20 protein-coding genes and 1 riboswitch are annotated in these 24815 nt (G+C 74.7%); of the genes, 6 read left to right on the top strand and 14 right to left on the bottom strand.

What is annotated here, in order from left to right:
* Positions 1–30: 30 nt before the first annotated feature.
* A complete protein-coding gene (locus CK505_RS13170) occupies positions 31–273 on the top strand; it encodes an RNA-binding S4 domain-containing protein (protein ID WP_035926391.1) in 243 nt (80 codons plus the stop codon).
* Here CK505_RS13170 and CK505_RS13165 read toward each other — a convergent pair.
* The 3 genes from CK505_RS13165 to CK505_RS13155 all read right to left on the bottom strand — a co-directional run bounded on the left by CK505_RS13165 (position 257) and on the right by CK505_RS13155 (position 3626).
* On the bottom strand, positions 257–943 hold the full coding sequence (locus tag CK505_RS13165) for an alpha/beta hydrolase (RefSeq protein ID WP_095651355.1): 687 nt from the start codon (positions 941–943) through the stop codon (positions 257–259). The genes CK505_RS13170 and CK505_RS13165 overlap by 17 nt on opposite strands.
* Before the next feature lie 95 nt (positions 944–1038).
* The gene (locus tag CK505_RS13160; RefSeq protein WP_237740447.1) at positions 1039–2208 is read right to left on the bottom strand and encodes a homoserine O-acetyltransferase; all 1170 of its coding nucleotides are present in this window, start codon (positions 2206–2208) and stop codon (positions 1039–1041) included.
* Between the two features lie 11 nt (positions 2209–2219).
* Entirely contained in the window at positions 2220–3626 is a 1407-nt protein-coding gene (locus CK505_RS13155; protein WP_095651354.1) for a bifunctional o-acetylhomoserine/o-acetylserine sulfhydrylase, read from the bottom strand.
* Positions 3627–3702: 76 nt separating this feature from the next.
* A riboswitch (SAM riboswitch) is annotated at positions 3703–3818 on the bottom strand.
* Between the two features lie 142 nt (positions 3819–3960).
* On the opposite strand from CK505_RS13155, the gene CK505_RS13150 reads away from it, so the two are divergent.
* Entirely contained in the window at positions 3961–4599 is a 639-nt protein-coding gene (locus tag CK505_RS13150) for a VOC family protein (RefSeq protein ID WP_031283179.1), read from the top strand.
* Between the two features lie 22 nt (positions 4600–4621).
* Here CK505_RS13150 and CK505_RS13145 read toward each other — a convergent pair whose 3' ends face one another.
* Positions 4622–5401 (bottom strand): CPBP family intramembrane glutamic endopeptidase, encoded by a 780-nt coding sequence (locus CK505_RS13145; protein ID WP_095651353.1) that lies wholly within the window; start codon positions 5399–5401, stop codon positions 4622–4624.
* Positions 5402–5515: 114 nt separating this feature from the next.
* Here CK505_RS13145 and CK505_RS13140 point away from each other — a divergent pair, with 114 nt between their 5' ends.
* Positions 5516–7687, top strand: a complete 2172-nt coding sequence (locus CK505_RS13140) for a S9 family peptidase (protein WP_095651352.1) — start codon at positions 5516–5518, stop codon at positions 7685–7687.
* A 112-nt stretch (positions 7688–7799) separates the two neighbouring features.
* Here the strand turns inward: CK505_RS13140 and CK505_RS13135 are convergent, their stop codons facing one another.
* From CK505_RS13135 to gatC, 4 genes are all read right to left on the bottom strand, one after another.
* Complete coding sequence (locus CK505_RS13135; protein ID WP_095651351.1) at positions 7800–8912, bottom strand: FAD-binding oxidoreductase; 1113 nt, start codon at positions 8910–8912, stop codon at positions 7800–7802.
* Positions 8913–9065: 153 nt separating this feature from the next.
* Positions 9066–10580 (bottom strand): Asp-tRNA(Asn)/Glu-tRNA(Gln) amidotransferase subunit GatB, encoded by a 1515-nt coding sequence (gene gatB, locus CK505_RS13130; protein WP_095651350.1) that lies wholly within the window; start codon positions 10578–10580, stop codon positions 9066–9068.
* Positions 10580–12226 (bottom strand): Asp-tRNA(Asn)/Glu-tRNA(Gln) amidotransferase subunit GatA, encoded by a 1647-nt coding sequence (gatA, locus tag CK505_RS13125; protein WP_035926412.1) that lies wholly within the window; start codon positions 12224–12226, stop codon positions 10580–10582. Before gatA ends, gatB begins: the two co-directional genes overlap by 1 nt.
* A gap of 4 nt (positions 12227–12230) precedes the next feature.
* The gene (gene gatC, locus CK505_RS13120) at positions 12231–12527 is read right to left on the bottom strand and encodes an Asp-tRNA(Asn)/Glu-tRNA(Gln) amidotransferase subunit GatC (protein WP_017833831.1); all 297 of its coding nucleotides are present in this window, start codon (positions 12525–12527) and stop codon (positions 12231–12233) included.
* Between the two features lie 138 nt (positions 12528–12665).
* On the opposite strand from gatC, the gene CK505_RS13115 reads away from it, so the two are divergent.
* Positions 12666–13232 carry a hypothetical protein gene (locus CK505_RS13115; protein ID WP_017833832.1) on the top strand — a complete coding sequence of 189 codons (567 nt, stop codon included), beginning with the start codon at positions 12666–12668 and terminating at the stop codon, positions 13230–13232.
* A gap of 122 nt (positions 13233–13354) precedes the next feature.
* Here CK505_RS13115 and CK505_RS13110 read toward each other — a convergent pair whose 3' ends face one another.
* From CK505_RS13110 to CK505_RS13085, 6 genes are all read right to left on the bottom strand, one after another.
* On the bottom strand, positions 13355–14068 hold the full coding sequence (locus tag CK505_RS13110; protein ID WP_035926415.1) for a transglycosylase family protein: 714 nt from the start codon (positions 14066–14068) through the stop codon (positions 13355–13357).
* 455 nt (positions 14069–14523) lie between these two features.
* Positions 14524–15363 carry an inositol monophosphatase family protein gene (locus tag CK505_RS13105; protein WP_095651349.1) on the bottom strand — a complete coding sequence of 280 codons (840 nt, stop codon included), beginning with the start codon at positions 15361–15363 and terminating at the stop codon, positions 14524–14526.
* 2 nt (positions 15364–15365) lie between these two features.
* Complete coding sequence (gene ligA / locus CK505_RS13100; protein ID WP_095651348.1) at positions 15366–17660, bottom strand: NAD-dependent DNA ligase LigA; 2295 nt, start codon at positions 17658–17660, stop codon at positions 15366–15368.
* 57 nt (positions 17661–17717) lie between these two features.
* Complete coding sequence (locus tag CK505_RS13095; protein ID WP_095651347.1) at positions 17718–18716, bottom strand: MaoC/PaaZ C-terminal domain-containing protein; 999 nt, start codon at positions 18714–18716, stop codon at positions 17718–17720.
* Between the two features lie 2 nt (positions 18717–18718).
* Entirely contained in the window at positions 18719–20101 is a 1383-nt protein-coding gene (locus CK505_RS13090) for a 3-oxoacyl-ACP reductase (RefSeq protein ID WP_095651346.1), read from the bottom strand.
* Positions 20102–20151: 50 nt separating this feature from the next.
* Complete coding sequence (locus CK505_RS13085) at positions 20152–21447, bottom strand: acetyl-CoA C-acetyltransferase (protein WP_255250957.1); 1296 nt, start codon at positions 21445–21447, stop codon at positions 20152–20154.
* Between the two features lie 147 nt (positions 21448–21594).
* Here CK505_RS13085 and CK505_RS13080 point away from each other — a divergent pair, with 147 nt between their 5' ends.
* Both CK505_RS13080 and CK505_RS13075 read left to right on the top strand, forming a co-directional pair.
* Positions 21595–22368 (top strand): TetR/AcrR family transcriptional regulator, encoded by a 774-nt coding sequence (locus tag CK505_RS13080; RefSeq protein ID WP_176475347.1) that lies wholly within the window; start codon positions 21595–21597, stop codon positions 22366–22368.
* 88 nt (positions 22369–22456) lie between these two features.
* Positions 22457–24815, top strand: a 2359-nt coding sequence (locus CK505_RS13075; RefSeq protein ID WP_095651343.1) for an acyl-CoA dehydrogenase, incomplete at its 3' end; no start/stop codon positions are given.

The raw sequence follows: 24815 nt of genomic DNA, 5'->3' as shown, positions 1-24815 counted from the left end.
CGACCGGACGGGACCTGGGACAATGGGGGCATGACGACTCCCCAGCAGCCTGGCGGCCCCGACGAACTGCCCATCCGCGACGACATGATCCGGCTGGGCCAGGCCCTCAAGCTGGCGAACCTCGCCGAGGACGGGGCGCACGCCCGGGGCCTGGTGGAGGACGGTCAGGTCTCGGTCAACGGCGAGGTCGAGACGCGGCGCGGCCGGCAGCTGCACCCGGGGGACGTCGTCTCCGCCGGGGGCGCCTCGGTGCGGATCACCGCGGGCGGCTGACCGCGCGGTCCGGGTCCCCCAGCACCACGTGGGTGAGGTACTCGCGCACGTGCCCCACCTCCTGCGGGCTGATCCCGTGGCCGACCCCGGTGTAGTGCACCTTCATGACGTCGGCGTGCTCCAGCGCCCACTCGGCAGTGGAGTCGACGAGCTCCTGCGGGATGACCGGGTCCTGCGGATCACGGCCCCAGAACATCCGCAGCGGCCGCTCCCGCAGCTCCTCGTCGGCGAACAGGGGGTGCTCGCCGGGGACCACGAAGCCGGAGAGCCCCACCACGGCGGCGATCTCTCCCGGCATGTGCCGGGCGAGGGACGTGGCCATGGCCATGCCCTGCGAGAACCCCAGCAGCGTGGTGCTGGGGTGGTCCGCGGCCAGCTCCCGCAGCCACGCCGCGACGGGCTCCACGGCCTCGGCCACCCGGTCGAGGGAGAAGCTGAGGTCCGCGGCCAGCGGGAACCACTGGTAGCCGGACCCGGCGGGCTGGGGGGCGCGCACGGACGCCACGCTGAACTCGCCCGGCAGGGCCGGGACGAGACCCATGAGGTCCTGCTCGTGCGAGCCGTAGCCGTGCAGGAGCACGAGCAGCGGGGTGCCGGGGCGGGCGTCGGCGTCCCTGCTCCACACGGCGAAGGGGGTGGCGGTCCCGGTCGGGACGGTGGCGTCGGTCATGGCACCAGTGTGCCACCCGGTCCCCGGGGCCGCGGCGCGGGGACCGGGCCGCGCACGGCGCCCGGGGCGCGCGCGGCGGAGGGCTCCGTCCCGGCTCAGCGCTCGGGCAGCACGGTCTCCACGAGCAGCTTGCCGAGCTGGGGCGCCTCGATGAGGAAGCCGTCGTGGCCCGAGGGCGAGGTCAGGGTGTGCCGCCGGACGTCCCCCGGCAGCGCGGCGGCCAGGACGTCGGACTCGCGGGGCAGGTAGAGCCGGTCGGAGTCCACCGCCGCCACGAGCCACTCGCACGAGGTCACGGACAGCGCCTCCTCGAGCGTGCCGCGGCCCCGGGCGACGTCGTGGGACATGAGCGTCTCGTTGACGGCGAGGTAGCTGTTGGCGTCGAAGCGGCCTGCCAGCTTGGACGCCTGGTGGTCGAGGTAGCTCTCCACCTGGTAGCGCCCCCGCCCGCCGGCGTGCGTGTCGATGACCTGCTCCTCGGCCTGCGGCGAGCGCCCGAACCGGTGGTGCAGCTCGTCGGCCGAGCGGTAGGTGATGTGGGCGATCCGCCGGGCCAGGCCCAGGCCCGTGACGGGCGGCGGGCCGTCGTAGTAGTCCCCGCCGCGGAAGTGCGGGTCCTGGCGGATCGCGAGGTTCTGCGCCTGGCCCCACGCGAGCTGCTCGGCGCTGGACTGGGCGCACGCGGCGACCACCGCGCACGCCCGGACCCGGTCCGGGTGGGTCACGGCCCACTCCAGGGCGCGGGCCCCGCCCATGGAGCCGCCGATGACCAGGCGCCAGGCGTCGATGCCGAGGGCGTCGGCCAGCGCCGCCTCGGCGTGCACGGAGTCCCGGACGGTGATGAGCGGGAAGCGGGAGCCCCAGGGGCGGCCCTCGGGGTCCACGCTCGGCGGCGCGGGGGTCGCCGGGCCCGTGGACCCGTAGCAGCCGCCCACGATGTTGGTGCAGACCACGAACCACCGGTCCGTGTCGATGGCGGCGCCGGGGCCGATCAGGCCCTCCCACCAGCCGCCGCTCTCGGCGGCGCGCCGCTCGGCCTCGGGGGCGCCGGGGCGGGCCCGGCCGGCCGCCACGTGGGTGTCCCCGGTGAGGGCGTGCTCGACGAGCACCGCGTTGGAGGCGTCCGGGGCGAGCGTCCCCCACGTCTCGTAGGCGATCCGGACGTCGGGCAGCCGGAAGCCCGACTCGAGCTCCAGCTCGCCGATCCCGGCGACCCGCGGCACGCCGTCCTCGCGGACGGCGGTCCCGGCGCCGGAGCCCCTCACGACCGTCACGGTCACTCCTGTCCTCCCTGCGCGGCCGCGGCCGCTGCGAAGCCCTGCTCCAGGTCCGCCAGGATGTCGTCGATGTGCTCCAGACCCACGGACAAGCGCACGAAGCCGGGCTCCACGCCGGCGGCCAGCTGCTCCTCGGGCAGGAGCTGGCTGTGCGTGGTGGACGCGGGGTGGATCACCAGGGAGCGGACGTCGCCGATGTTGGCGACGTTCGAGTGCAGGGTCAGGGCGTCCACGAAGGCGGCCCCGGCCTCCCGTCCGCCGTCGAGGACAAAGCCCAGGATCGACCCGGCGCCCCGGGGCGCGTACTTCTGCGCCCGCCCGTGCCACGGGGAGGACTCCAGCCCGGCCCAGGTCACCGAGCGCACGTCCTCGCGGGCCTCGAGCCAGCGGGCCACCGTCCCGGCGTTGGCCACGTGCCGCTCCATCCGCAGGGACAGCGTCTCGATGCCCTGCTCGATGAGGAACGCGTTGAACGGGGAGATCGCCGAGCCGAGGTCGCGCAGCAGCTGCACCCTGGCCTTGAGGATGTAGGACAGGTTGACGCCGAAGGGCCCCTCCGCGCCCAGGGCCTCGGCGTAGACGAGACCGCCGTAGGACTCGTCCGGCTGGTTGAAACCGGGGAAGCGGTCCGGGTAGCGGCCGTAGTCGAAGGCCCCGGAGTCCACGATCACGCCGCCGATGGCCGTGCCGTGCCCGCCGAGGAACTTGGTGGCCGAGTGCACCACGACGTCCGCGCCCCAGCGCAGGGGCTGGACGAGGTAGGGGGTCGCCACGGTGTTGTCCACGATGAGCGGGACCTCGTGGTCGTGGGCGATCCCGGAGACCGTCTCGATGTCGAGGACGTCGTTGCGCGGGTTCGGGATCGTCTCGGCGAAGAAGGCCTTCGTGTTCGGCCGGACCGCCCGCCGCCACGCCTCGGGGTCGTCGGGGTCGGAGACGAAGGTGGTCTCGATGCCGAGCTTGGGCAGCGTGAACTTGAAGAGGTTGTAGGTCCCGCCGTACAGGCTGGGGCTGGCCACGAGGTGGTCCCCCGCGCCGGCGACGTTGAGCACGGCGAACGTCGTCGCCGACTGCCCCGCGCTGAGCATGAGGGCGCCCACGCCGCCCTCCAGGGCGGCGATCCGGTTCTCCACGACCTCCGTGGTCGGGTTGCCGATCCGCGTGTAGATCGGGCCGAGCTCGGCGAGCGCGAAGCGGTCGGCGGCGGCCTGGGCGTCGGGGAAGACGAAGGACGTGGTCTGGTGGATCGGCAGGGCGCGCGAGCCGGTGACCGGGTCGGGGCTCTGCCCCGCGTGGATCTGCCGGGTCTCGAAGGCCCAGCCCCCGGGGTTCTCGGGGGTGGGGCGCTCGGCCGCGTCGGTGCGGGCGGCGGAGGCGTCGGTGCGGGAAGCGGGGAGATCGGACATGCCGTGGGACTCCTTGTGGATCTCAGGGGTCCCGTCCCGGCCGAGGCGGTGCGGCCGGGAACGGCCGGGCGCCGGGGACCCGCGCTTGCTCGCTCGCTGGTCGCGAGGAGCCTGGTCTTCACCCAGGGCACCCCACCGCGGTGGAGGGTTGCCGGCCAGCTAGCTGGGGCTTGGACGCTGGCGCTCATGACCTGGACAGCATTCTCCGGATCAGGCCCGCACGGCGTCAAGCCGGGGCCGGGCGTGACGCTGCGGCAGGGGTGCCGCCCGCACGGTGCCCGGCGCGTCGCGGACCGATTTGGAGACGAAACTCACAGGGTGCCACGATGTGCCCATGAGAGTCGATCACGTGTCCTACGCCTGCCGCCCGGAGGGCCTGGAGGCCACCACCGAGCGCATCGCCGACCAGCTTGGGATCGAACCGGTCAAGGGCGGGGTGCACCCCCGTTTCGGCACCCGCAACATGATCCTGCCGCTCACGAACCACCAGTACGTGGAGGTCGTCGAGGTCCTCCAGCACCCGGCGGCGGAGAAGGCCCCCTTCGGGCAGGCCGTGCGGGCCCGGTCCGCCGCCGGCGGCGGCTGGCTGGGCTGGGTCGTGGAGGTCGAGGACCTCGCCCCCTTCGAGCAGCGCCTGGGGCGCCGCTCCGTGCCCGGCCACCGGGTGTTCCCGGACGGCCGGTGCCTGGAGTGGCACCAGATCGGCGTCAAGGGCCTGATCGCCGATCCGCAGCTGCCGTTCATGATCCACTTCGACTCCGCCCCGGAGATGCACCCGTCCCAGGCGCGGATCACGGACGTCGGGCTCGCGGGAATGACCATCGCCGGTGCCCCGGAACGGGTCGCCGAGTGGCTGGGCGCTCCCGTCGAGACCGCGCTCGAGGACCTCGAGGTCGACTGGCGCTATCCGGACGGCACCCCCGGGGTGCTCTCCGTCTCGTTCAGCACCCCGGACGGCGCCGTCACCATCTGAGGCCGGGCACCGCGGGGCGGGCTCAGCCCAGCAGCCGGGCTGCCCCGAGGAAGCCGACGGCGTCCAGCAGGAAGTGCGCGACGACGAGGGGCATCACCCGGCCGGTGCGCCGGTAGAGCTCCGCGAAGACGAGGCCCATCACCACGTTGCCGAGGAAGGGCCCGATCCCCTGGTAGAGGTGGTAGCTGCCGCGGAACAGGGCCGTGACCACCAGCACCACGGGCCAGCTCCACCCGATGCGGGTCAGCCGGTCGGTCAGGAACGCGACCACCACGACCTCCTCGACCAGGGCGTGGCGCACGGCCGAGAGCAGCAGCACGGGCACCGTCCACCAGTGCGCGGCGAGCCCGGACGTGGTCACCTCCGCGGTGACGCCCAGGGCCCGGCCGGCGCCGTAGAGCGCCAGCGTGCCCAGGCCCATGAGCAGGAAGAGCACGGTGCCGAGGCCCAGGTCCGGGAGGGGCATCCGGGCGTCGAGGCCGATCCGCCGGCGGACGGTGCCCAGCGCTCCGGCGGAGCCGGCGAGCAGGTAGAGCGCGAGCAGCACCGGCACCAGGTCCAGGGCGATCCCGGTGAGCTGGCGCAGCAGGTCGATGAGGGGCTGCGGGCTCAGCGGCGGGTTCATCGTGGCCTGCGCCTCGGACAGCGGTCCGCGCGCCAGGTGCTCGGCGAGGGACAGCGCGGCCCAGAGGGCCGAGGCGCCCAGGGACACCCCGAGCACGAGGAGCACTTGCAGCCACAGGTCGGCGCGGGTGGAGCCGAAGGCGGGCGGTCGCGGGGCGAGGTGGGCGGGGGTGCTCATGCGGCCATTCTGGCACCGGCCCGCCGGCCGCCCTGCGCAGCCCGCGCCGGGCGCCCCCGGGCCCGACCGGACCGCCCCCTCCCCACCCATGACGTCTTCCCTAGGATGGGGACCATGACTGTCCTTCCCCCGCAGATCCGCCAGCAGCCCGTCGAGCGCGCCTTCCACGGCCACGTGTTCTCCGACCCGTACGAGTGGATGCGGGACAAGGACTCCCCCGAGGTGCTGGCCCACCTCACCGCGGAGAACGAGTACGCGGAGTCCGCCACCGCCCACCTCACGGGCCTGCGGGAGACGATCTTCGGGGAGATCAAGGACCGCACCCAGGAGACCGACCTGTCCGTGCCCAGCCGGCGCGGCGCCTGGTGGTACTTCGCCCGCACCGTGGAGGGCGGCGCGCACCAGGTGTTCTGCCGGGTCCCGGCCGTGACCACCGGTGACGTGCTCGCGGACTGGACCCCGCCCGTCGTCGAGCCCGGCACCCCCATGGCCGGGGAGCAGGTGCTCCTCGACGCCAACGCGGAGGCCGCGAAGCACGAGTTCTACTCCCTGGGCAGCTTCGACGTCTCCGAGGACGGGGAGCTGCTGGCCTGGGCCGAGGACGTCACCGGCGACGAGCGCTTCACCCTGCGGGTCCGGGACCTCACCACGGGGGCGCTGCTCGCCGACGAGATCCCCGGGACGTTCTACGGGTCCTTCCTCACCCCGGACGCGCGCGCCGTGTACTACACGGTGGTGGACGAGTCCTGGCGCCCCCACCAGCTGCGCCGGCACGAGCTGGGCACCCCGGTGGCCGAGGACGTCGTCGTCCACGAGGAGACCGACCCCGGCCTGTGGCTCGGGGCGGGCCTGTCCGCGGACCGGCGCTGGATCGTGGTGGAGGCCATGTGCTCCGAGTTCTCGGAGCAGCTCATCCAGCCGGTCGCGGACCCGGCGGCGCCGCTGCGGGTGGTGCTGCCCCGCACCGACCGGGTGCTCTACGAGGCGGAGCCCCTGCTGCTGGACGGGCGGGAGCAGATCCTGCTGACCCACGACCACGAGGCCCCGAACTCCCGGATCTCCCTCATGGACCCGGCCGACCTCGGCCGCCCGGTCGCGGAGGTGGCCCTGCGCGACGTCGTGCCGGCCTCGGACACCGTCCGCGTCAACGGCTGCGCCGTGACGGCCACGCACCTGGTGGTCTCCGTCCGGGCGGACACCACGCTGCGGGTCCGGCTGCTCCCGCTCGCCGGGCTGGGCACTGACGCCCAGGCCGCCCCCGTGGAACCGGCCTTCGCCGAGGAGCTCTACACCGCGAGCGTCTCCGCCGCGGAGCACGACGCCCCCGTGGTGCGCCTGTCCTACACGTCCTTCACGACGCCCCCGCGCGTCTACGACCTCTTCGTGGCGGGCGCCACCGGGGGCGACGGCGCACTGCCCGCCGAGCCGCTGCTGCGGCGCGAGGCCACGGTGCTCGGCGGCTACGACCCCGCCGACTACGCGGTGGAGCGGGACTGGGCCACCGCGGCGGACGGGACCCGCATCCCCGTCTCCCTGGTCCGCCGCGCCGACCTCGACCCCTCCGTGCCGGCACCGGTGCTGCAGTACGCCTACGGCTCCTACGAGCACAGCACCGACCCCGCGTTCTCGGTCTCCCGGCTGTCCCTGCTGGACCGCGGCGTGGTCTGGGCCGTGGCCCACGTGCGCGGCGGCGGGGAGCTGGGGCGGACCTGGTACGAGCACGGCAAGAAGCTGCACAAGACGAACACGTTCACCGACTACGTGGCGGTCACCGAGCACCTCGCCGCCCGTCCGGACGTCGACGAGCGGCGGATCCTGGTGATGGGGGGCTCCGCCGGCGGCCTGCTGGTGGGCGCGGTGCTCAACCTCGCCCCGGAGCGGTACTGCGGCGCGCTGGCGGCGGTGCCGTTCGTGGACCCGCTGACCTCCATCCTCGACCCGTCCCTGCCGCTCACGGCCCTGGAGTGGGAGGAGTGGGGCAACCCCATCGAGGACGCGCACGTCTACGGGTACATGCGCGACTACTCCCCCTACGAGAACGTCCGGCCGCTGCCCTACCCCCCGGTCCTCGCGGTCACGAGCCTCAACGACACCCGGGTGCTCTACGTGGAGCCCGCCAAGTGGGTCGCCGCGCTGCGGGAGGCCTCGACCTCCGGCGAGCCGGTGCTGCTGCGCTGCGAGATGGCCGGGGGCCACGGCGGCGCCTCGGGGCGGTACTCGCAGTGGAAGGACACGGCCTGGGAGTACGCCTGGGTGCTGGACCGGATGGGCCTCGCCGGCGCCTGACCCGGGCCGGCGGGTCCCGCGCGCGGTCTGCCCCGCCGACCCCCGCGGCCGAGCGGCACGGCGCCCGACGGCACGGCGGTCGACGGCGCCCGCCGCGCCGGCCCCCGGGGGCTCAGCGCCGGAAGCGGCCCGGGTCCAGGGCGGCGGCCGTCTCCCGGGAGCACCACGGGCCCACCGTCCCGTCCAGGAGGACGTCCGCGGCCGCCCGGGCCATGGCGGCGCTGGTCTGGAACCCGTAGCCACCCTGGCCGGCCAGCCACAGGAGCCCCGGGACGTCAGCGTCGGCGCCGCACACGGGCACGCCGTCCGGGGCCTCGGTGCGCAGACCGGTCCAGGCCCGCTCGATCCCCGTGGCGCCGAGGGAGGTCACGGTGTTGAGCCGCCCCAGGAGGTCCTCGACGTCCTCGAGCACCGGCTGCGCGTCGCAGGGCTCGCTCGGCACGGCCTCGGACGGGGAGACGAGCGCGCCGTTCCCGGCCCGCCGGTAGTACCAGCCGGAGTCCGCGGCGACGACCATGGGGTGGTCCGGGGCCAGCGGCTTCGCGAGCCGCACGAGGGCCGCGGTGCGCCGCAGCGGGCGCAGGCCCAGCGGGGCCGCGCCGAACAGGCCCGCCACCTCGTCCGCCCAGGCGCCTGCGCCGACGACCACCTGCCGGGCGCGCAGCCGGTGCGGACCGGCCGTGACCCGCCAGCCGGCGCCGTCGGGCTCGGCCGCGGTCACCGGGGCGCCGGTGAGCAGCCGGGCGCCCGCCGCCGCGGCCCGGTCGCGGTGCCAGGCCACGAGCGCGGCGGCGTCGGTGCGCACGGAGGTGCTGTCGAGGCGGCCGGCCTCGACCGCGTCCGCCGGGGAGCAGGCCAGCTCGGGGCACAGCTCCACGAGCTCCGCCCGGGACAGCGGTTGCGTCCCCGGGGCGGCCTCGGCGCCCAGCCGGGCCTCGGTCCCGACGAGGACCATGCGGCTGGGCCAGGCCAGGGGCCGGGGCGGGGCCGGGTGCGGGTCGAGCAGCCGGGCCACGGTCGCCCCGGTCAGCTCCCGGACGGGGGCCGGGCCGTAGCTGGGGATCAGCTGCTCGGCCGAGCGCCCGGAGGTGTGGTGGGCCAGGACGGGCTCGGTCTCCGCGAGCACGATCCCGGCTCCGCTCCCCCGCCGCTCGGCCAGTTCCGAGGCCAGGGACAGTCCGGCGATGCCGCCGCCGATGATGAGCACGTCGCACGCAGGGTCCATGCGCCCATGCTCGCACGCCCCGCAACGAGGGGTCGCGTCTGGACCCCGCCGCGCAGCGAGGGGTCGCGTCCTGCCGGAATCCTTTGCGGATTCCCACAGGAGGCGACCCCTCGGTGTTCCGCGCACGCAGTCCTGCGCGGGCGCGGGCGGCGGTCAGCCCTGCACGCCGAGCTTCTCCAGGATCAGCTCGCGCACCCGGCCCGCGTCGGCCTGGCCGCGGGTGGCCTTCATGACGGGGCCGATGAGGGCGCCGACGGCCTGGACCTTGCCGGCCTGCACCTTCGCCACGACGTCGGGCATCTGCACCATGGCGTCGTCGATCGCCGCGGTCAGCACGGAGTCGTCGGAGACCACGGCCAGGCCGCGCCGCTCCACGACCTCCGCGGGCGAGCCCTCGCCCTCCAGGACGTGGGCGAGGACCTTCTTGGCGAGCTTGTCGTTGATCTTCCCGGCGTCGATGAGCCCGTTGAGCTCGACGACGTGCTGCGGGGTGACGCCGAGCTCGGCGATCTCCACCTCCCGCTGGTTGGCCAGGCGGGCGATCTCGCCCATCCACCACTTGCGGGCCGCGGCCGGGGCGGCGCCGGCGGACACGGTCTGCTCGATCTCGTCGAGGACCCCCGCGTTGACGACGTCCCGGAACTCCTCGTCGGAGAAGCCCCAGTCGGTCTTGAGCCGCTTCCGGCGCTCGGCCGGGGGCTCGGGCAGCTCGGCCCGCAGCCGCTCGATCCACTCGTGGTCGGTGACGACCGGCACGAGGTCGGGCTCCGGGAAGTAGCGGTAGTCGTCGGCGTCCGACTTGGGGCGCCCGCTCGTGGTGGAGCGGGTGTCCTCGTGCCAGTGCCGGGTCTCCTGCACGATCGTGCCGCCGGAGTCGAGGACCGCCGCGTGGCGCTGGATCTCGAAGCGCACGGCACGCTCCACGGCGCGCAGCGAGTTCACGTTCTTCGTCTCGGAGCGGGTGCCGAACGTGGCGCTGCCCTTGGGCATGAGGGACACGTTGGCGTCGCAGCGGACGTTGCCGCGCTCCATCTTCGCGTCCGAGATCCCGAGGTTCTTCACGATCTCCCGGATCAGGGCCACGTACACGCGGGCCAGCTCGGGCGCGCGGGTGCCGGCGCCCACGATGGGCTTCGTCACGATCTCGATGAGCGGGACGCCGGCGCGGTTGTAGTCGACCAGGGAGAAGTCCGCGCCCTGGATGCGCCCGGCGGCGCCGCCCATGTGCGTGAGCTTCCCGGCGTCCTCCTCCATGTGGGCGCGCTCGATCTCGACCGTGAACACGGTCCCGTCCTCCAGCTCCACGTCGACGGAGCCGTTCTCGGCGATCGGCTCGTCGTACTGGGAGGTCTGGAAGTTCTTGGGGGTGTCCGGGTAGAAGTAGTTCTTCCGGGCGAAGTGGGAGACCGGGCGGATCTCGCAGCCCAGGGCGAGCCCGAGCTTGATCGCGGACTCCACGGCCACCCGGTTCACCACGGGGAGCACCCCGGGCAGGCCGAGCGAGACGGGGGTGACGTTGGTGTTCGGCTCGTCCCCGAAGACGTTGGGGGCGGCGTCGAACATCTTGGTCCGGGTGTTGAGCTCCACGTGGACCTCGAAGCCCAGCACGGGGTCGTACTTCTCCATGGCCTCGTCGAAGGACAGGACCTCTTCGGTGCTCCGGTTCATCAGCGGGCTCCTCCCCGGACGGGTGCGGACAGATCGGACGCGGCGGGGCCGCCGGCCAGGTCCCGGACCAGGGCGGCGGTGTCCGGCAGCCGCTGCCAGAGCGGTCCGCCCCAGCGCTGCTCGAGCAGGGCCTCCAGGCCGGCGCCGGCGCGGTAGAGGCGGGCGTCCTGGCGGGCGGGGGCCATGAACTGGATGCCCACGGGCAGCCCGTCCTCGGGGGCGAGGCCGCCGGGGACGGAGATCGCGGGGACCCCGGCCAGGTTGGTGGGGATGGTGGCGATGTCGTTGAGGTACATCTGCATGGGGTCGGCGGACTCGTCCACGGCGCCCCGCTCGAACGCGGTGGTCGGGGACGTCGGGGAGACCAGCACGTCCACCTGCTCGAACGCGGCCGCGAAGTCGCGCTGCACGAGGGTGCGGACCTTCTGCGCCGAGCCGTAGTAGGCGTCGTAGTAGCCCGCGGACAGCGCGTAGGTGCCCAGGATGATGCGGCGCTTGACCTCGGCCCCGAAGCCGGCGGCGCGGGTGGAGCCCATCACGCGCTCGATGGTCAGGGGCCCGTCCTCGGGCAGCACGCGGTGGCCGAAGCGCACGCCGTCGTACTTGGCGAGGTTCGAGGAGACCTCGGAGGACATGATGAGGTAGTAGGCCCCCAGGGCGTACTTGAAGTTCGGGGTGGAGACCTCCACGACCTCGGCGCCCGCGGAGCGCAGCAGCTCCACGGCCTCCTCGAAGCGCTGCTGGACGCCGGGCTGGAAGCCCTCGCCCGTGAGCTCCTTGACCACGCCCACGCGCAGGCCCGCCAGCCCGCCCTCGGCGGCGCCGGCCCGGGCCTGGGCGGCGAGGTCGCCGACCGGGTCGGGCAGGGACGTGGAGTCCTGCGGGTCGTGCCCGCCGATCACCTCGTGCAGCAGCGCGGCGTCGAGCACCGTGCGCGCCACGGGGCCCACCTGGTCCAGCGAGGAGGCCATGGCGATCACGCCGTAGCGCGAGACCCCGCCGTAGGTCGGCTTGACGCCCACCGAACCGGTCAGGGCCGCGGGCTGGCGGATGGACCCGCCGGTGTCCGTGCCCAGGGCCAGCGGCGCCTGGAACGCGGTCACGGCGGCGGCGGACCCGCCGCCGGACCCGCCGGGGATGCGGGACAGGTCCCACGGGTTGGCGGTGTCGCCGAAGGCGGAGTGCTCGTTGGAGGAGCCCATCGCGAACTCGTCGAGGTTCGTCTTGCCCAGCAGCGGCATCCGGGCGGCGCGCAGCCGCCGGGTCACGGTGGCGTCGTAGGGGCTCATCCAGCCCTCGAGCATGCGGGACGCCGCGGTGGTGGGCTGCCCCTTGGTGACGATGAGGTCCTTGACCGCGATCGGCACGCCGGCGAGCTCGGGCAGCTCCTCACCGCGGGCGCGGGCGGCGTCCACCTCGGCGGCCACGGACAGGGCTTCCTCGGTGTTGACGTGCAGGAAGGCGTTGAGCCCGGTCCGGCCGCGGCTGCGGTCGGCGGGGTCGACGGGCTCGCCGTCGGTCTCCCGGATGCGGTCCAGGTGGGCCTGGACGGCGTCGACGGAGGTGATCTCGCCGGCGGCGAGCCGGCGGGCGAGCTCGGCGGCGGAGAGACCGACGGGTCCCTGGGGCGTTCCGGTGCTGCTCATGCGGCTACTCCTCGTCCAGGATCGCGGGCACCTTGAACTTGCCCTCGGCGGCGTCCGGTGCGTTGAGCAGCGACTCCTCGGCGGTGAGGGTCTCGCCCACGACGTCCTCGCGGAAGACGTTCTGCAGCGGGATGGGGTGGCTCGTGGCCGGGACGTCCGGGCCGGCGGCCTCGCTGACGGACGCGACGGAGTCGACGACGAGGTCGAGCTCCTTCGCCATGGACCGCAGCTCCTCCTCGGTCATCTCGATGTGCGCGAGCTTCGCCAGGTGGGCGACCTGCTCGCGGGTGATCGCAGACATGCGCACTCCTGCTCGTGATCGGGGGTGGTTTCCGGTCCAGTCTAGCCGCGCGGCACTCCCCTCCTTCCCGGCCGGAGGGGGCCCCGCAGGGGCATACCCTGGAGGGACGCACCGACCACCGCACAGGAGCACCCGGACATGGCCAAGAGCACCCCCGCCCGCACGAAGAAGGACCGAGGCGCCAAGAGCGGGCGCCCCGGCGCCCGCTCCGGGAAGGCCGCGCGCGCGACCTCCGCGACGGACGCCGCCAACGCGTGGCGCCAGCGGGTCAGCAAGGACGCCGCCGCGACGATCGACACGGTCATGGCCCACGTCCAGGCCGTGGCCGAGCAGCAGCTGGGGCAGCACGGGGCGTTTCCCCCCTTCCTCGTCACCGCGCGCAAGGACGGCGAGTACGAGCTCGACAGCCTGCCGGCCGAGGACGCGGAGGAGCTGAGCCCCGAGGCCGCCCTGGACGCCCTGCGGGCGCGGGCGGTGGAGCTGCGGGACGACCTCCTCTGCGCCGCGGTCGCCTTCCCCGTGACCCTGCCGGACCGCTCCGGGCAGACGGCCGTGGCCGTGGAGACCCAGCACCGGGAGGGCGAGTCCCTGACGGTGATCCAGCCGTACCGGGTCAAGGGCGCGGAGCGCTCCGTGAGCTTCGGCGACGCCGGGGCCGAGCCCGCCGAGCCGTGGCTGTGGAGCCGGCCCGAGCGCACGCCGTGAGCTGAGCGCACGGTCGGCGCCGTGCCGGTGCCCGCCGAGCATGCGAGAGGGCCCCTCCGATCGGAGGGGCCCTCTCGCATGCTCTCGCGCGGCGCGGCCGCGCGGTGCCTGTCCGGTGGGGATCAGGCGGGGATGTTCAGCACCTGGCCGGGGAAGATCAGGTTCGGGTCGGCGATGGTGCCCTCGTTCGCGGCGTACAGGTCCTCCCAGTTCTCGATGCCGAGCTTGTCGGCGATGGAACCGAGGGTGTCGCCGGCGACCACGGTGTAGGTCTCGGCGGAGACCGAGGCCGGGGCCACGGCGGCGGCGGGGGCCACGTACTCGACGACCGGGGCCTGGACGGCGGCCGGGGCCTCGACGGGAGCGGCCACGGGGCCGGGCTCGGGGGCGGCGACCGGGGCGGGGGCCGGAGCCTCGATCGGGGCCGGGGCCTCGACGGACTGCGGGGTCACGGACGCGGAGCCCATCGGGTTGGCGGAGGGAGCGGCGGAGCCGGACAGGCCCAGCTTCGCGGAGCAGGCGGGCCACGCGCCCCAGCCCTGGCCGTCGAGAACGTTCTCGGCCACGGCGATCTGCTGCTCACGGGAGGCGTCCTGCGGGGCGCCCTGGCCACCGAAGGCGGCCCAGGTGGAGGGGGTGAACTGCAGGCCGCCGGAGAAGCCGTTGCCGGTGGAGGTGCCCCAGTTGCCACCGGACTCGCACTCGGCGAGGGCGTCCCAGGTGGAGGCCGGAGCGGCGTTGGCCGGGAGGGCCATGGCGCCCACGGCGGTCCCGCCGAGGATCAGAGCGGCGGCACCGCGACGGACGTTGCGACGAACAGCGAAAGCGTTGGTCATGATGCTCCCTGGGCCACCTGCGCTCGTTTCCGTCCCCGGATGTCTTCGCGCCGTCGTCTACCCGTCAAGGTGTTGGTGGGTAAGTGCTTACAGGTGTCTGCCCTTCAGACGACGTGCGGTGTTACGGCAGCACCCAGCATGGTGTGGTGGCGCGCCGGGAGTCGGACCCCAGGCACACCGGATCCCCGGAGGAATCCTCGGGGAAGCTGATTATCACGATAGCGTAACGATTTTTGTTGCGCTACCCCTTTCGGCCCGTCGTGAGGTATCACACGTTCGCGGTCTGCAGGGGTGCCGGCCCGTGAAGGACGCCGGCGCAGGAGTTCGCACTCCGGGAAGCGGAGGGCATGCCCTCGGGAAGAACGCTTCGAAGGTCACGCTATGGCAACGTTTTGGTCTCGGTCAAGTGACGAGAGCCATCTCACACGTTCAGCGGGCCGGGCCCCGGCCCGCACTCAGCCCGGAATGCCGCGCTCGCGTGCGGTGATCCAGGCCGCGAGGCGGTCGGCGGCCGGCACTTCGCCCGCCGCCGGGGAGGGCAGCTCCGGCCGGGTCACGAGGGCGCCGGCCTCCTCGGCGATGAGCGCGCCGGCGGCCCAGTCGTGCTCGTGCAGACCCTGCTCGCCGTACCCGTCGAGCGCGCCGTCCGCGACCATGCACAGGTCCAGGGCCGCCGAGCCCAGGCGCCGCATGTCCGTGTACTGCCGCATGGTGGCGGCGAAGGCGGGGAACTGGCGCTCGCGCCGGTCGGCGTCGAAGGAGAAGCCGGTGCCGTAGAGCCGGCCCGCCCGGTCCGGCACGGGACCCTCGAGCCGGCGGGACGCGCCGTCCTCCTCCACCCACGCGCCGGCCCCGCGCACGGCGAAGTAGGTGCGGCGCAGGGCGGGGGCGTTGACGGCGCCCACGAGCCAGTTGCCCTGTGCGTCGGCGGCGGCCACGGACGTGCAGTAGTAGACGATGCCGCGGATGAAGTTGGTGGTGCCGTCGAGCGGGTCCACCGACCAGCGGATCCCGGAGGGGGGCTCCGGGCGGTGCGTGCCCGACTCCTCGCCGGTGACGGTGTCGTGCGGGCGGCGGTCCAGGATGGTGCGCAGCACGGCCTGCTCGGCGGCGACGTCGAAGCGGGTGACCCAGTCCCCCTCCCCCGACTTGCCGGTGACGCCCAGCCGGCCGGCGTCGCGGCCCCGCAGGACCTCCGCCCCGGACTCGGCGGCCGCCAGGGCCAGCTCCAGCAGCTCCTCCAGGTGGGCGCCGGTCGGGCCGAGGCCCTCCAGCGCGTCGTCGTGGCGTCCCATGCTCAGGCCCCGTCCTCGTCGTCGGTACCGTTCTCCGTGCCGTTCTCCGTGCCGACCGCGGCGTCCTCGGAGGTGCTCCCGGCCGCGCCGGCGAGCGCGTCCGGCCCCTCGGCGAGGAGCCGCTCGAACCCGGCCTCGTCGAGCACGGTCACCCCCAGCTGCTCGGCCTTGTCCAGCTTGGTGCCGGCGTTCTCGCCCGCCACCAGGAAGTGCGTCTTCTTCGACACGGAGCCGGAGGCCTTGCCGCCGCGCACCAGCACCGCCTCCTTCGCGGAGTCGCGGCTGAAGCGCTCGAGGGTGCCGGTGATCACCACGGTGGTGCCCTCGAGGGTCCGCGGCACGGACTCGTCCACCTCGTCCTCCATGCGCACGCCCGCGGCCGCCCAGCGCTCCACGATCTCCCGGCGCCACGGCTCGGCGAACCACTCGGTGAGGGCCGCGGCGATCACGGGCCCCACCCCGTCGGCCTGGGCCAGGGTCTCCTCGTCGGCGTCGCGGATGGCCGGCAGCGAGCCGAAGGCCGTGGCCAGGGAGCGGGCCGCGGTCGGGCCGACGTGCCGGACGGACAGGGCCACGAGCACGCGCCACAGCGGCTGCGCCTTGGCCTTCTCGAGCTCCTCGAACAGCTTGCGGGTGGTGGCGGTGGGCTCGGAGGGCTTCTTGGCCGTGCCCTTCGTCCAGAAGTAGGGCACGAGCTCGGTCTCGCCCGTGGGCGTGCCGCGCGACTTCTTCTCCCGCCGGATCCGCACCTCGCGCAGGTCCTCGGGGGTGAGGTCGAACAGGTGCGCCTCGCTGGTCAGCGGCGGGGTCTCCGGCTCGTCGGGCCGGGTCAGGGCGAGGGCGGCCTCGTAACCGAGGGCCTCGATGTCGAACGCGCCGCGGCCGGCGGCGTGGAAGACCCGCTCCCGCAGCTGGGACGGGCAGCTGCGGGCGTTGGGGCAGCGGATGTCGACGTCGCCCTCCTTGGCCGGGCGCAGCTCCGTGCCGCAGGACGGGCAGTGGGTGGGCATCACGAACTCGCGCTCCGTGCCGTCCCGCAGCGCCACCACAGGCCCCACGATCTCGGGGATCACGTCGCCCGCCTTGCGCAGCACCACGGTGTCCCCGATGAGCACGCCCTTGGCCCGCACCACGTCCTGGTTGTGCAGGGTGGCCATCTCCACGGTGGACCCGGCGACCCGCACCGGCTCCATGAGCCCGAACGGGGTGACCCGCCCGGTGCGGCCCACGTTGACCAGGATGTCCTTGAGCCGGGTGTGCACCTCCTCGGGCGGGTACTTGTAGGCCACGGACCAGCGGGGCACCCGGGAGGTGTGCCCGAGCCGGAACTGGGTGCGGCGGTCGTCGACCTTGACCACGATGCCGTCGATCTCGTGGATGAGGTCGTGGCGGCGGCGGCCGTACTCCTCGATGAACGCGAGGACGTCCTCCGTGGAGGGCAGCACGCGGTAGTACGGGCTGACGGGCAGGCCCCACCGCTCGAGCAGCTCGTAGACCTGGGACTGGGTGTCGGCGTGCAGGCCCGTGGCGGCGCCCACCCCGTGCACGTACATGGACAGCCGGCGCCGGGCCGTGACCGCCGGGTCCTTCTGCCGCAGCGAGCCCGCCGCGGCGTTGCGGGGGTTGGCGAAGGGCGCCCGGCCCTCGGCCACGATGGCGTCGTTGAGGGCGCGGAAGTCGCGGGAGGAGATGAACACCTCGCCGCGGATCTCGACCTCCTCGGGCACGTCCTCCCCTGTGAGCACGGTGGGGATGGTGGCGATGGTGCGCACGTTGTGCGTGACGTCCTCGCCCGTGGTGCCGTCCCCCCGGGTCGCGGCCCGCACGAGCTCGCCGTTGCGGTAGAGCAGGTTCACGGCCAGCCCGTCGATCTTCAGCTCGGTGAGCCACGCGGACTCCGGCGCGTCCGGCAGCGCCTCGATGGAGGCGGAGGCCTTCGCCAGCCAGGCCGTGAGCTCGTCGATCGAGAAGACGTCCTCGAGGGAGTACATCCGCGCGAGGTGCGTCACGGGCGTGAACGCCGCGGAGACCTCGCCGCCGACCTCCTGGGTGGGCGAGTCGTTGGCCACCAGCTCGGGGTGCAGCGCCTCGACCTCCTCGAGCCGCCGGTAGAGCTCGTCGTACTCCGCGTCCGAGATGGTGGGCGCGTCCTCGACGTAGTAGGCGGTCCGTGCCGCGCGCACCCGGTCCACGAGCTCCGCGTACTGCTCCTTGAGGTCCTCGCTGGGCGGGGCGGGGTGGAGGTCCTGGCCGGTGGCGTCGACGGGTCGTGCGTCTGTCCTCTGCTGTGGGCTCACCCGACCATTGTGGCCCACGCGCCGGACGTCACCGTCGACCGGGCCCGCGGCGGCGGGTCAGCCGTCCAGCCGCGCCACCGTCCCCGTGAAGTGCGGGCGCCTGCGCCGCGGGTCCCATCCGGCGAAGCGCGAGCCCCGCCAGCCGGGGCCCCGGCCGTCGTCGGTGATCGCGACCGCGACCGTGCCCGGGAGCAGGACCGGGGCCGCGAACTCGACCGTCCAGCGGAAGGGCGTCCCGGGCGGCACCCCCACCTCGGCGAGGGCGCGCGAGGCGGAGTACATGCCGTGGGCGATGGCGCCCTTCATGCCGAGCGCCCGGGCGCTCGGGCCGGAGAGGTGGATGGGGTTCCAGTCCCCGCTCACCGCGGCGTAGTCCCGCCCCGTGCCGGCCGCCAGGCGCCAGTGCCCGGTCGGCGCCGGGGGCACGAACTCCGCGCGCGGGGTGTCGTCGGCCGTCCCGGGCACGCGCACGCCCCGGGCGAGGTAGGTGGAGCGGCCCGTCCAGACGGTCTCGCCGTCCCGGCGCGCGAGGCGGGCGACGACGTCCACCTGCGCGCCGGAGCGGTGCGGGCGCAGCCGCTCGGCGGTGGCGGTGACCGTGAGGTGTTCCCCGACCGCCGCGGCCCGGAGGTGCTCGACCTCGTTGGCCAGGTGCACCATGCCGAGGACCGGCAGCGGGAAGTCCGGGCGGGTGAGCACGCTCATGGCCACGGGGAACGCCAGGGCGTGCAGGTGCCCGGAGAAGGCCTCGGTGCCGCCGGGGCCCTCGCGCAGCGGCGCCCCGACCGCGCGGCAGAACGCCTCGTGCCCGGCGGGGTCGACGACCACGTCCTCGACGACGTGCGCCACCGCCGGCAGCTCGAGCGGGGCGTCGCCGGTGCCGCGGCGCGACCCGGCCGGCCGGCCGGGCAGCCGGCCGGACAGCCGGCCCGGCACCCGGTCGGCGAGGGCGCGCGGCAGCAGGTCCCCGGCCGCCCCCGCCGCCGCACGGGCGTAGAGCCCGCCCAGCGAGGGGACGCCGGGCAGGACCACGGTCTCGTGCCGGTCGGCGGCCATGCTCACGCCCCCACCAGGTTCTGGCCGCACACGCGCAGCGTCTGCCCGTTGACGCCGCCGGCGGCGTCCGAGGCGAGGAACAGCACGGCCTGGGCCACGTCCTCCGGCAGCCCGCCCTGCTGCAGGGAGTTCAGCCGGCGCGCGACCTGGCGGCGGGCCGCCGGGATCCGGGCGGTCATCTCCGTCTCGATGAACCCGGGGGCCACGGCGTTGATGCTGCCGCCGCGCCGGGCCAGCAGGGGCGCGGTGGCGGCGACCATCCCGATCACCCCGGCCTTCGAGGCGGCGTAGTTGGTCTGACCGCGGTTGCCCGCCACACCGCTCGTGGAGGCCAGGCAGACGATCCGCGGCGCCTCGCCGAGGCCCTCCCCCGCCAGGAGCTGGTCGTTCATCCGCAGCTGCGACTCGAGGTTCACGGCCAGCACCGAGGCCCAGCGGGACTCGTCCATGTTGGCCAGCAGCTTGTCCCGGGTGATCCCGGCGTTGTGCACCACCACGTCCAGGTGCCCGAAGCGCTCCCGGGCGAGCCCGAGGATCCGCTCGCCGGCGTGCTCGTCCGTGACGTCGAGCTGGAGGGCCACGGCGTGGATCTCGTTGGCGAGGGCGGCCAGGGGCTCGCCCGCGGCGGGAACGTCCACGACGACGACGCGCGCGCCGGCGCCGGTGAGCGTGCGGGCGATCTGTGCGCCGATGCCGCGGGCGGCGCCGGTGACGGCGGCGACCCTGCCCCGCAGGGGGGCCTCCCAGTCCGCGGGCAGGGCCCCGGCGTCGTCCCCGACCGTCACGAACTGCCCGGAGACGAAGGCGCTGCGCCCGGAGAGCAGGAACCGCAGGGCGCCCAGCACGCTGGGGGCCTCGGGGGCGACGCCCTCGGCGAGCAGGACGCCGTTGGCGGTGGCCCCGCCGCGCATCTCCTGGGCGGTGGAGCGCAGCAGGCCGACGACGGCCTGGCGGGCCGCGGCGACGGCCGGGTCGAGCGGCTCCGCCGCCGCGGGCGTGGCCGAGGCCGCGCCCGTGCCGATGCCCGGGGCGGGCCGGGACACGGTGACCACCCGGCCGCCGGGGGCGAGCGAGCGCAGCGCCCCGCCCAGGCCGAGCGCGGGCTCGGCCAGCTCGGCGGGCCGGGCGAGCTCGGTCAGGGCCAGCACGACCGCGCCGAAGCGGTGGACGTCGTCGGGGTGGCGGCGCACGTCGAGGTCCCAGCCGAGCAGGGCCGCGGCGATCCGGTCGGCCTCCTCCCCCCACCCCAGCACGAGGACGGGCCCAGGCACGAGCGGGTCCCCGGCGCGGTGGCGGCGCAGCCGGGCGGGGGCGGGCAGCCCGAGCTGCCGGGCGAGCCGGCCGCCGGGGCCGGAGCTGACGAGGTCGAGATAGGTGTCTGCCATGGGGGCGGGGTCCTTGCTGTGGGGGTCGGCGGGGTGTCGGGGGCGCGGGCTCAGCGGGCCTCGAGGACCGCGGTGACGCCCAGGCCGCCGGCGGCGCACACCGAGATGAGCCCGCGGGCGGGGCGGCCGGTCTCGTCGGCGCGCTCGCGCAGGAGCTTGGCGAGGGTGCCGACGATGCGCCCGCCGGTCGCGGCGAACGGGTGCCCGGCCGCGAGCGAGGAGCCCGTGACGTTGAGCCGGCTGCGGTCCACGGTGCCGAAGGCGCCGTCCAGGCCCAGCCGCTCGCGGCCGAACTGCTCGTCCTCCCACGCGGCGAGGGTTGCGAGCACGGTCGCGGCGAACGCCTCGTGGATCTCGACGAAGTCGAAGTCCTCGAGCGCCAGGCCCTGGCGGGCCAGCAGGCGGGGCACGGCGTAGGCGCCGGCCATCAGCAGGCCCTCGTCGCCGTGCACGAAGTCGACGGCGGCCGCCTCGACGTCCACGACGTCGGCGAGCACGGGCAGGGAGCGCTCCGCGGCCCAGTCCTCGGAGGCGAGCAGCACGGTGGAGGCGCCGTCGGTGAGGGGCGTGGAGTTGCCCGCCGTCATGGTGGCCCCGGCGTCGAGGGACTTCCCGAAGACCGGCTTGAGCCCGGCGAGCTTCTCGACCGTGCTGTCCGGGCGGAGGTTGTTGTCCCGGGACAGGCCGCGGAAGGAGGTGACGAGGTCGTCGAAGAACCCGCGCTCGTAGGCGGCCGCCAGGTTGCGGTGGCTCGCGGCGGCGAGCTCGTCCTGGGCCTCGCGGGAGATCCCCCAGCGGGCGGTGGTGAGGGCCTGGTGCTCTCCCATGGACAGCCCCGTGCGCGGCTCCCCCGTGCCGGGGGCCACCGGCTTGAGGTCGGCCGGGCGCAGGCCCGCGAGGGCCTTGAGCTTCTGCGGGGTGCTCTTGGCCCGGTTGAGCTCGAGCAGGCTCCGGCGCAGCCGCTCGCTCACCACGACGGGCGCGTCCGAGGCGGAGTCGACGCCGCCGGCGACGGCCGAGTCGATCTGGCCGAGCCGGATCTTGTTGACCAGCGTGGAGACGGCCTCCATGCCGGTGGCGCAGGCCTGCTGCACGTCGAAGGCCGGGGTGCGGGGGTCCAGGACGGACCCGAGCACGGACTCGCGCGTGAGGTTGAAGTCCTTGGGGTGCTTGAGCACGGCGCCGGCTGCGACCTCGCCGATCCGCTCCCCGGCGAGGCCGTAGCGGGCGGCCAGGCCGTCCAGGGCGGCGGTGAGCATGTCCTGGTTGCCGGCGTTGGCGTAGGCGCCGTGCGCCCGGGCGAAGGGGATGCGGTTGGCGCCGACCACGACCGCACGGCGGGCCACGCCGGTGCGTCCGGCGCCGCTGGGGGTCGTGTGCTCGGCGGTGGGCTCGACGGTCTGCTCGGGGGTGGACTCGCTCACAGGTAACTCCTCGGTGGTGTTGTGATGATGATCACGTCACCAAAGACAATACCTGATACTCTGGGTATCGTGAAACAGGTCGACGCCACTGACTCCGCCGCCCCGGGCGGCACGCCCGCCACGGACGGACGCTCCTCCCGCTGGGCCCGGCACCGCGCGCAGCGCCGGATCGAGCTCATCCGCACGGCGCGCAGCGCCGTGGACGAGCTCGGCGCGCAGGCGTCCATGGAGGAGATCGCCACCGCGTGCCAGACCTCCAAGTCCGTCTACTACCGGTACTTCGGGGACAAGGCGGGACTGCAGCGGGCGGTCGGCGAGTACACCGTGACGCGGATGCGCGACCGGCTCGAGGAGGCGGCCCGCGCGGCCGGCTCCTTCGAGGACTCGGTCGAGGCGATGGTCGCGGAGTACCTGCTCAGCATCGAGCGCTCGGCGTCGGTGTACCGCTTCGTCGTGGCCCTCTCCCCCGACCCCGGGCGCTCGCGGCACGACCGGCACCGGGCCGAGCGGGCCCGCGGCGAGCGCTCCGGCAAGGAGGACGCCCCGGCCGGGGACGGCGGCGAGCGCTGGCTGATCCAGGAGTTCGCCGAGTCCGTCAGCGGGCTGCTCGCGGAGGCCCACGTGCGCCACACCCCCACCGAGCGCCGGCTCGAGGAGCCGGTGCTCAGCTACTGGGCCGCGTCCACGATCGGCATGGTCCGCGGCGCCGGCGAGGCCTGGATGAACACCCCCGAGGGCACGCGGCGACCGTCCCGCGAGCGGATGACGGAGCTGATCGTGGGCTGGGCCGTCGACGGCCTGCGCCCGCCCGGCGCACCCGTGCCGGAGCCCCCCTCGACCTGACCACCGCCCGGGCCGGCACGGACCCCGGCCGGCCCCACCACCCCGTGACCGCACCGGCCACCGCCGGTCACCCACGACAGGAGCGAACATGACCACCACCGTCGACCGACCGACCACCGCCGCAGCCGGCTCCGCCGCCGGGCCCGCCACCGCGGACGGCGCCGGGCTCCCGGCGCCCGCCGTGGACGTCGCCGCCCTCGGCGAGGTGCTGCTCGGGCGCTGGGCCGAGGTCCGGCGCGAGACCCGCCGGATGCTGCTCGACGAGCGGCTGCACCAGCAGCCGGGCCTCACCCACCACGAGCACCGCGAGCGGGTCCTGGGCCAGCTGCACCTGCTGGTGGAGCACGGGGCGATGAGCCGCGGGCTGCCGGAGGAGTACGGCGGGCACAACGACCCGGGCGGCAACGTCTCGGGCTTCGAGGAGCTGCTGCTCGGGGACCCCTCGATGCAGATCAAGGCCGGGGTGCAGTGGGGCCTGTTCGGCTCCGCGGTGCTCAACCTCGGCACCGAGGAGCACCACCGGCGCTGGCTCGCGGACATCCGGGACCTGAAGATCCCGGGCGTGTTCGCGATGACCGAGATCGGCCACGGCTCCGACGTCGCCTCGATCGGCACCACCGCCACGTACGACCCCGCCACGGAGGAGTTCGAGATCCACACCCCCTTCACGGCGGCGTGGAAGGACTACCTCGGCAACGCCGCCGTGCACGGGCGCGCCGCCGTGGTCTTCGCCCAGCTCGTCACGCTCGGCGTGAACCACGGCGTGCACGCGTTCTGGGTGGACCTGCGGGACGCGGACGGGAACTTCCTGCCCGGCGTGGGCGGCGAGGACGACGGCCACAAGGGCGGGCTCAACGGGATCGACAACGGGCGGCTGCACTTCACCCGGGTGCGGGTCCCGCGCACGCACCTGCTGGACAAGTACGGCGCCGTGGCTCCGGACGGCACCTACAGCTCGCCCATCGCGAGCCCGGGCCGCCGGTTCTTCACGATGATCGGCACCCTGGTGCAGGGCCGGGTCTCCCTCGACGGCGCGGCCGTCCTGGCGAACAAGGCCGCGCTGAGCATCGCGATCCGCTACGGCAGCGAGCGCCGACAGTTCAACGCGTCCTCCGACGTCCAGGAGGAGGTGCTGATGGACTACCAGCAGCACCAGCGGCGGCTGCTGCCCCGGCTGGCGGAGACCTACGCCATGCACTTCGCCCACCAGGAGCTGCTGCACAAGTACGACGACGTCTTCTCCGGCCGCGAGGACACCGACGAGAACCGGCAGGACCTCGAGACGCTCGCCGCGGCCCTGAAGGCGCTGTCCACCTGGAGCGCCCTCGACACCGTCCAGGAATGCCGCGAGGCCTGCGGCGGGGCGGGGTTCCTGACCAAGAACCGGCTCACCTCCCTGCGCCACGACCTGGACGTCTACGCGACGTTCGAGGGCGACAACACGGTGCTGCTGCAGCTCGTGGCCAAGCGGCTTCTCTCCGACTGGGCGGACGAGTTCAAGCACGTCGACGTGGGCGTGATGGCCCGCTACGTGGCCGGCCGGGCCACCGAGGCCACCTACCACCGGTCGGGGCTGCGCAAGCTCGGCCAGGCCTTCCGGGACACCGGGGACGTCCGCCGCTCCGTCAACGCCCTGCGCGAGGAGTCCGCGCAGCGCGCGCTGCTCACGGACCGGGTGCAGACCATGGTCGCCGAGATCGCGGAGAACCTGCGGCCCAGCGCCAAGCTCCCCCGAGCGGAGGCCGCGGCGCTGTTCAACGAGAACCAGCACAAGATCATCGCCGCGGCGCGCGCCCACGCCGAGCTGCTGCAGTGGGAGGCCTTCACCCGCGGCCTGGAGCAGGTCGAGGACCCGGGCACCCGCACTGTGCTCACCTGGCTGCGCGACGTCTTCGGGCTGCGGCTCATCGAGAAGAACCTCGCGTGGTACCTCTCCTACGGCCGGCTGTCCATGCGGCGCGGGCGCAGCCTCGACGAGTACATCGACCGGCTGCTCGCCCGCCTGCGCCCGCACGCCCTCGACCTCGTGGCCGCGTTCGAGCTCGAGCCGGAGCACCTGCGGGCCGAGATCGCCACGGGGATCGAGGCCCGGCGCCAGGAGGAGGCGGCCGAGCACTACCGGCGGCTGCGCGCCTCGGGCAGCGCCCCGGTCAAGGAGCGCGCCCCGCGCCGGGAGACCGCCACCCCCGCCGCCGGGGCACCGGGCGAGAAGGCCCCGGAGGATGCGAAGCGGGAGCGCCGCGCCGAGAAGCAGGCCGAGCGGCGCACGGAGCGCCGCTCGGAGCGCAAGCACGAGCGCCGGCTCGAGCTGAAGCCGTTGAAGAAGGCGGCCCAGCGGGCCGCGGCGTCCGCGCAGCGGGCGGCCGAGCCGGGCCGCAGGTCCGCGGAGGGCCGGGAGCCGGCGGAGGGCCGTGAGCCCGCCGCCGGCACCGCGCCGGCCGAGGGCG

Source organism: Kocuria sp. WN036, from assembly GCF_002287015.1.
GTDB classification, from domain to species: domain Bacteria; phylum Actinomycetota; class Actinomycetes; order Actinomycetales; family Micrococcaceae; genus Kocuria; species Kocuria rosea.
The sequence above is the reverse complement of the archived record's forward strand: the minus strand, read 5'-3'. Positions and strand labels throughout refer to the sequence as shown.

Bases quoted from the DNA above. Each gene is read 5' to 3' on its own strand.
- CK505_RS13170 (WP_035926391.1), top strand. From the start codon at position 31: ATGACGACTCCCCAGCAGCCTGGCGGCCCCGACGAACTGCCCATCCGC.
- CK505_RS13165 (WP_095651355.1), bottom strand. From the start codon at position 943: ATGACCGACGCCACCGTCCCGACCGGGACCGCCACCCCCTTCGCCGTG.
- CK505_RS13155 (WP_095651354.1), bottom strand. From the start codon at position 3,626: ATGTCCGATCTCCCCGCTTCCCGCACCGACGCCTCCGCCGCCCGCACC.
- CK505_RS13150 (WP_031283179.1), top strand. From the start codon at position 3,961: ATGAGAGTCGATCACGTGTCCTACGCCTGCCGCCCGGAGGGCCTGGAG.
- CK505_RS13145 (WP_095651353.1), bottom strand. From the start codon at position 5,401: ATGAGCACCCCCGCCCACCTCGCCCCGCGACCGCCCGCCTTCGGCTCC.
- CK505_RS13140 (WP_095651352.1), top strand. From the start codon at position 5,516: ATGACTGTCCTTCCCCCGCAGATCCGCCAGCAGCCCGTCGAGCGCGCC.
- CK505_RS13135 (WP_095651351.1), bottom strand. From the start codon at position 8,912: ATGGACCCTGCGTGCGACGTGCTCATCATCGGCGGCGGCATCGCCGGA.
- gatB (WP_095651350.1), bottom strand. From the start codon at position 10,580: ATGAACCGGAGCACCGAAGAGGTCCTGTCCTTCGACGAGGCCATGGAG.
- gatA (WP_035926412.1), bottom strand. From the start codon at position 12,226: ATGAGCAGCACCGGAACGCCCCAGGGACCCGTCGGTCTCTCCGCCGCC.
- gatC (WP_017833831.1), bottom strand. From the start codon at position 12,527: ATGTCTGCGATCACCCGCGAGCAGGTCGCCCACCTGGCGAAGCTCGCG.
- CK505_RS13115 (WP_017833832.1), top strand. From the start codon at position 12,666: ATGGCCAAGAGCACCCCCGCCCGCACGAAGAAGGACCGAGGCGCCAAG.
- CK505_RS13110 (WP_035926415.1), bottom strand. From the start codon at position 14,068: ATGACCAACGCTTTCGCTGTTCGTCGCAACGTCCGTCGCGGTGCCGCC.
- CK505_RS13105 (WP_095651349.1), bottom strand. From the start codon at position 15,363: ATGGGACGCCACGACGACGCGCTGGAGGGCCTCGGCCCGACCGGCGCC.
- CK505_RS13095 (WP_095651347.1), bottom strand. From the start codon at position 18,716: ATGGCCGCCGACCGGCACGAGACCGTGGTCCTGCCCGGCGTCCCCTCG.
- CK505_RS13090 (WP_095651346.1), bottom strand. From the start codon at position 20,101: ATGGCAGACACCTATCTCGACCTCGTCAGCTCCGGCCCCGGCGGCCGG.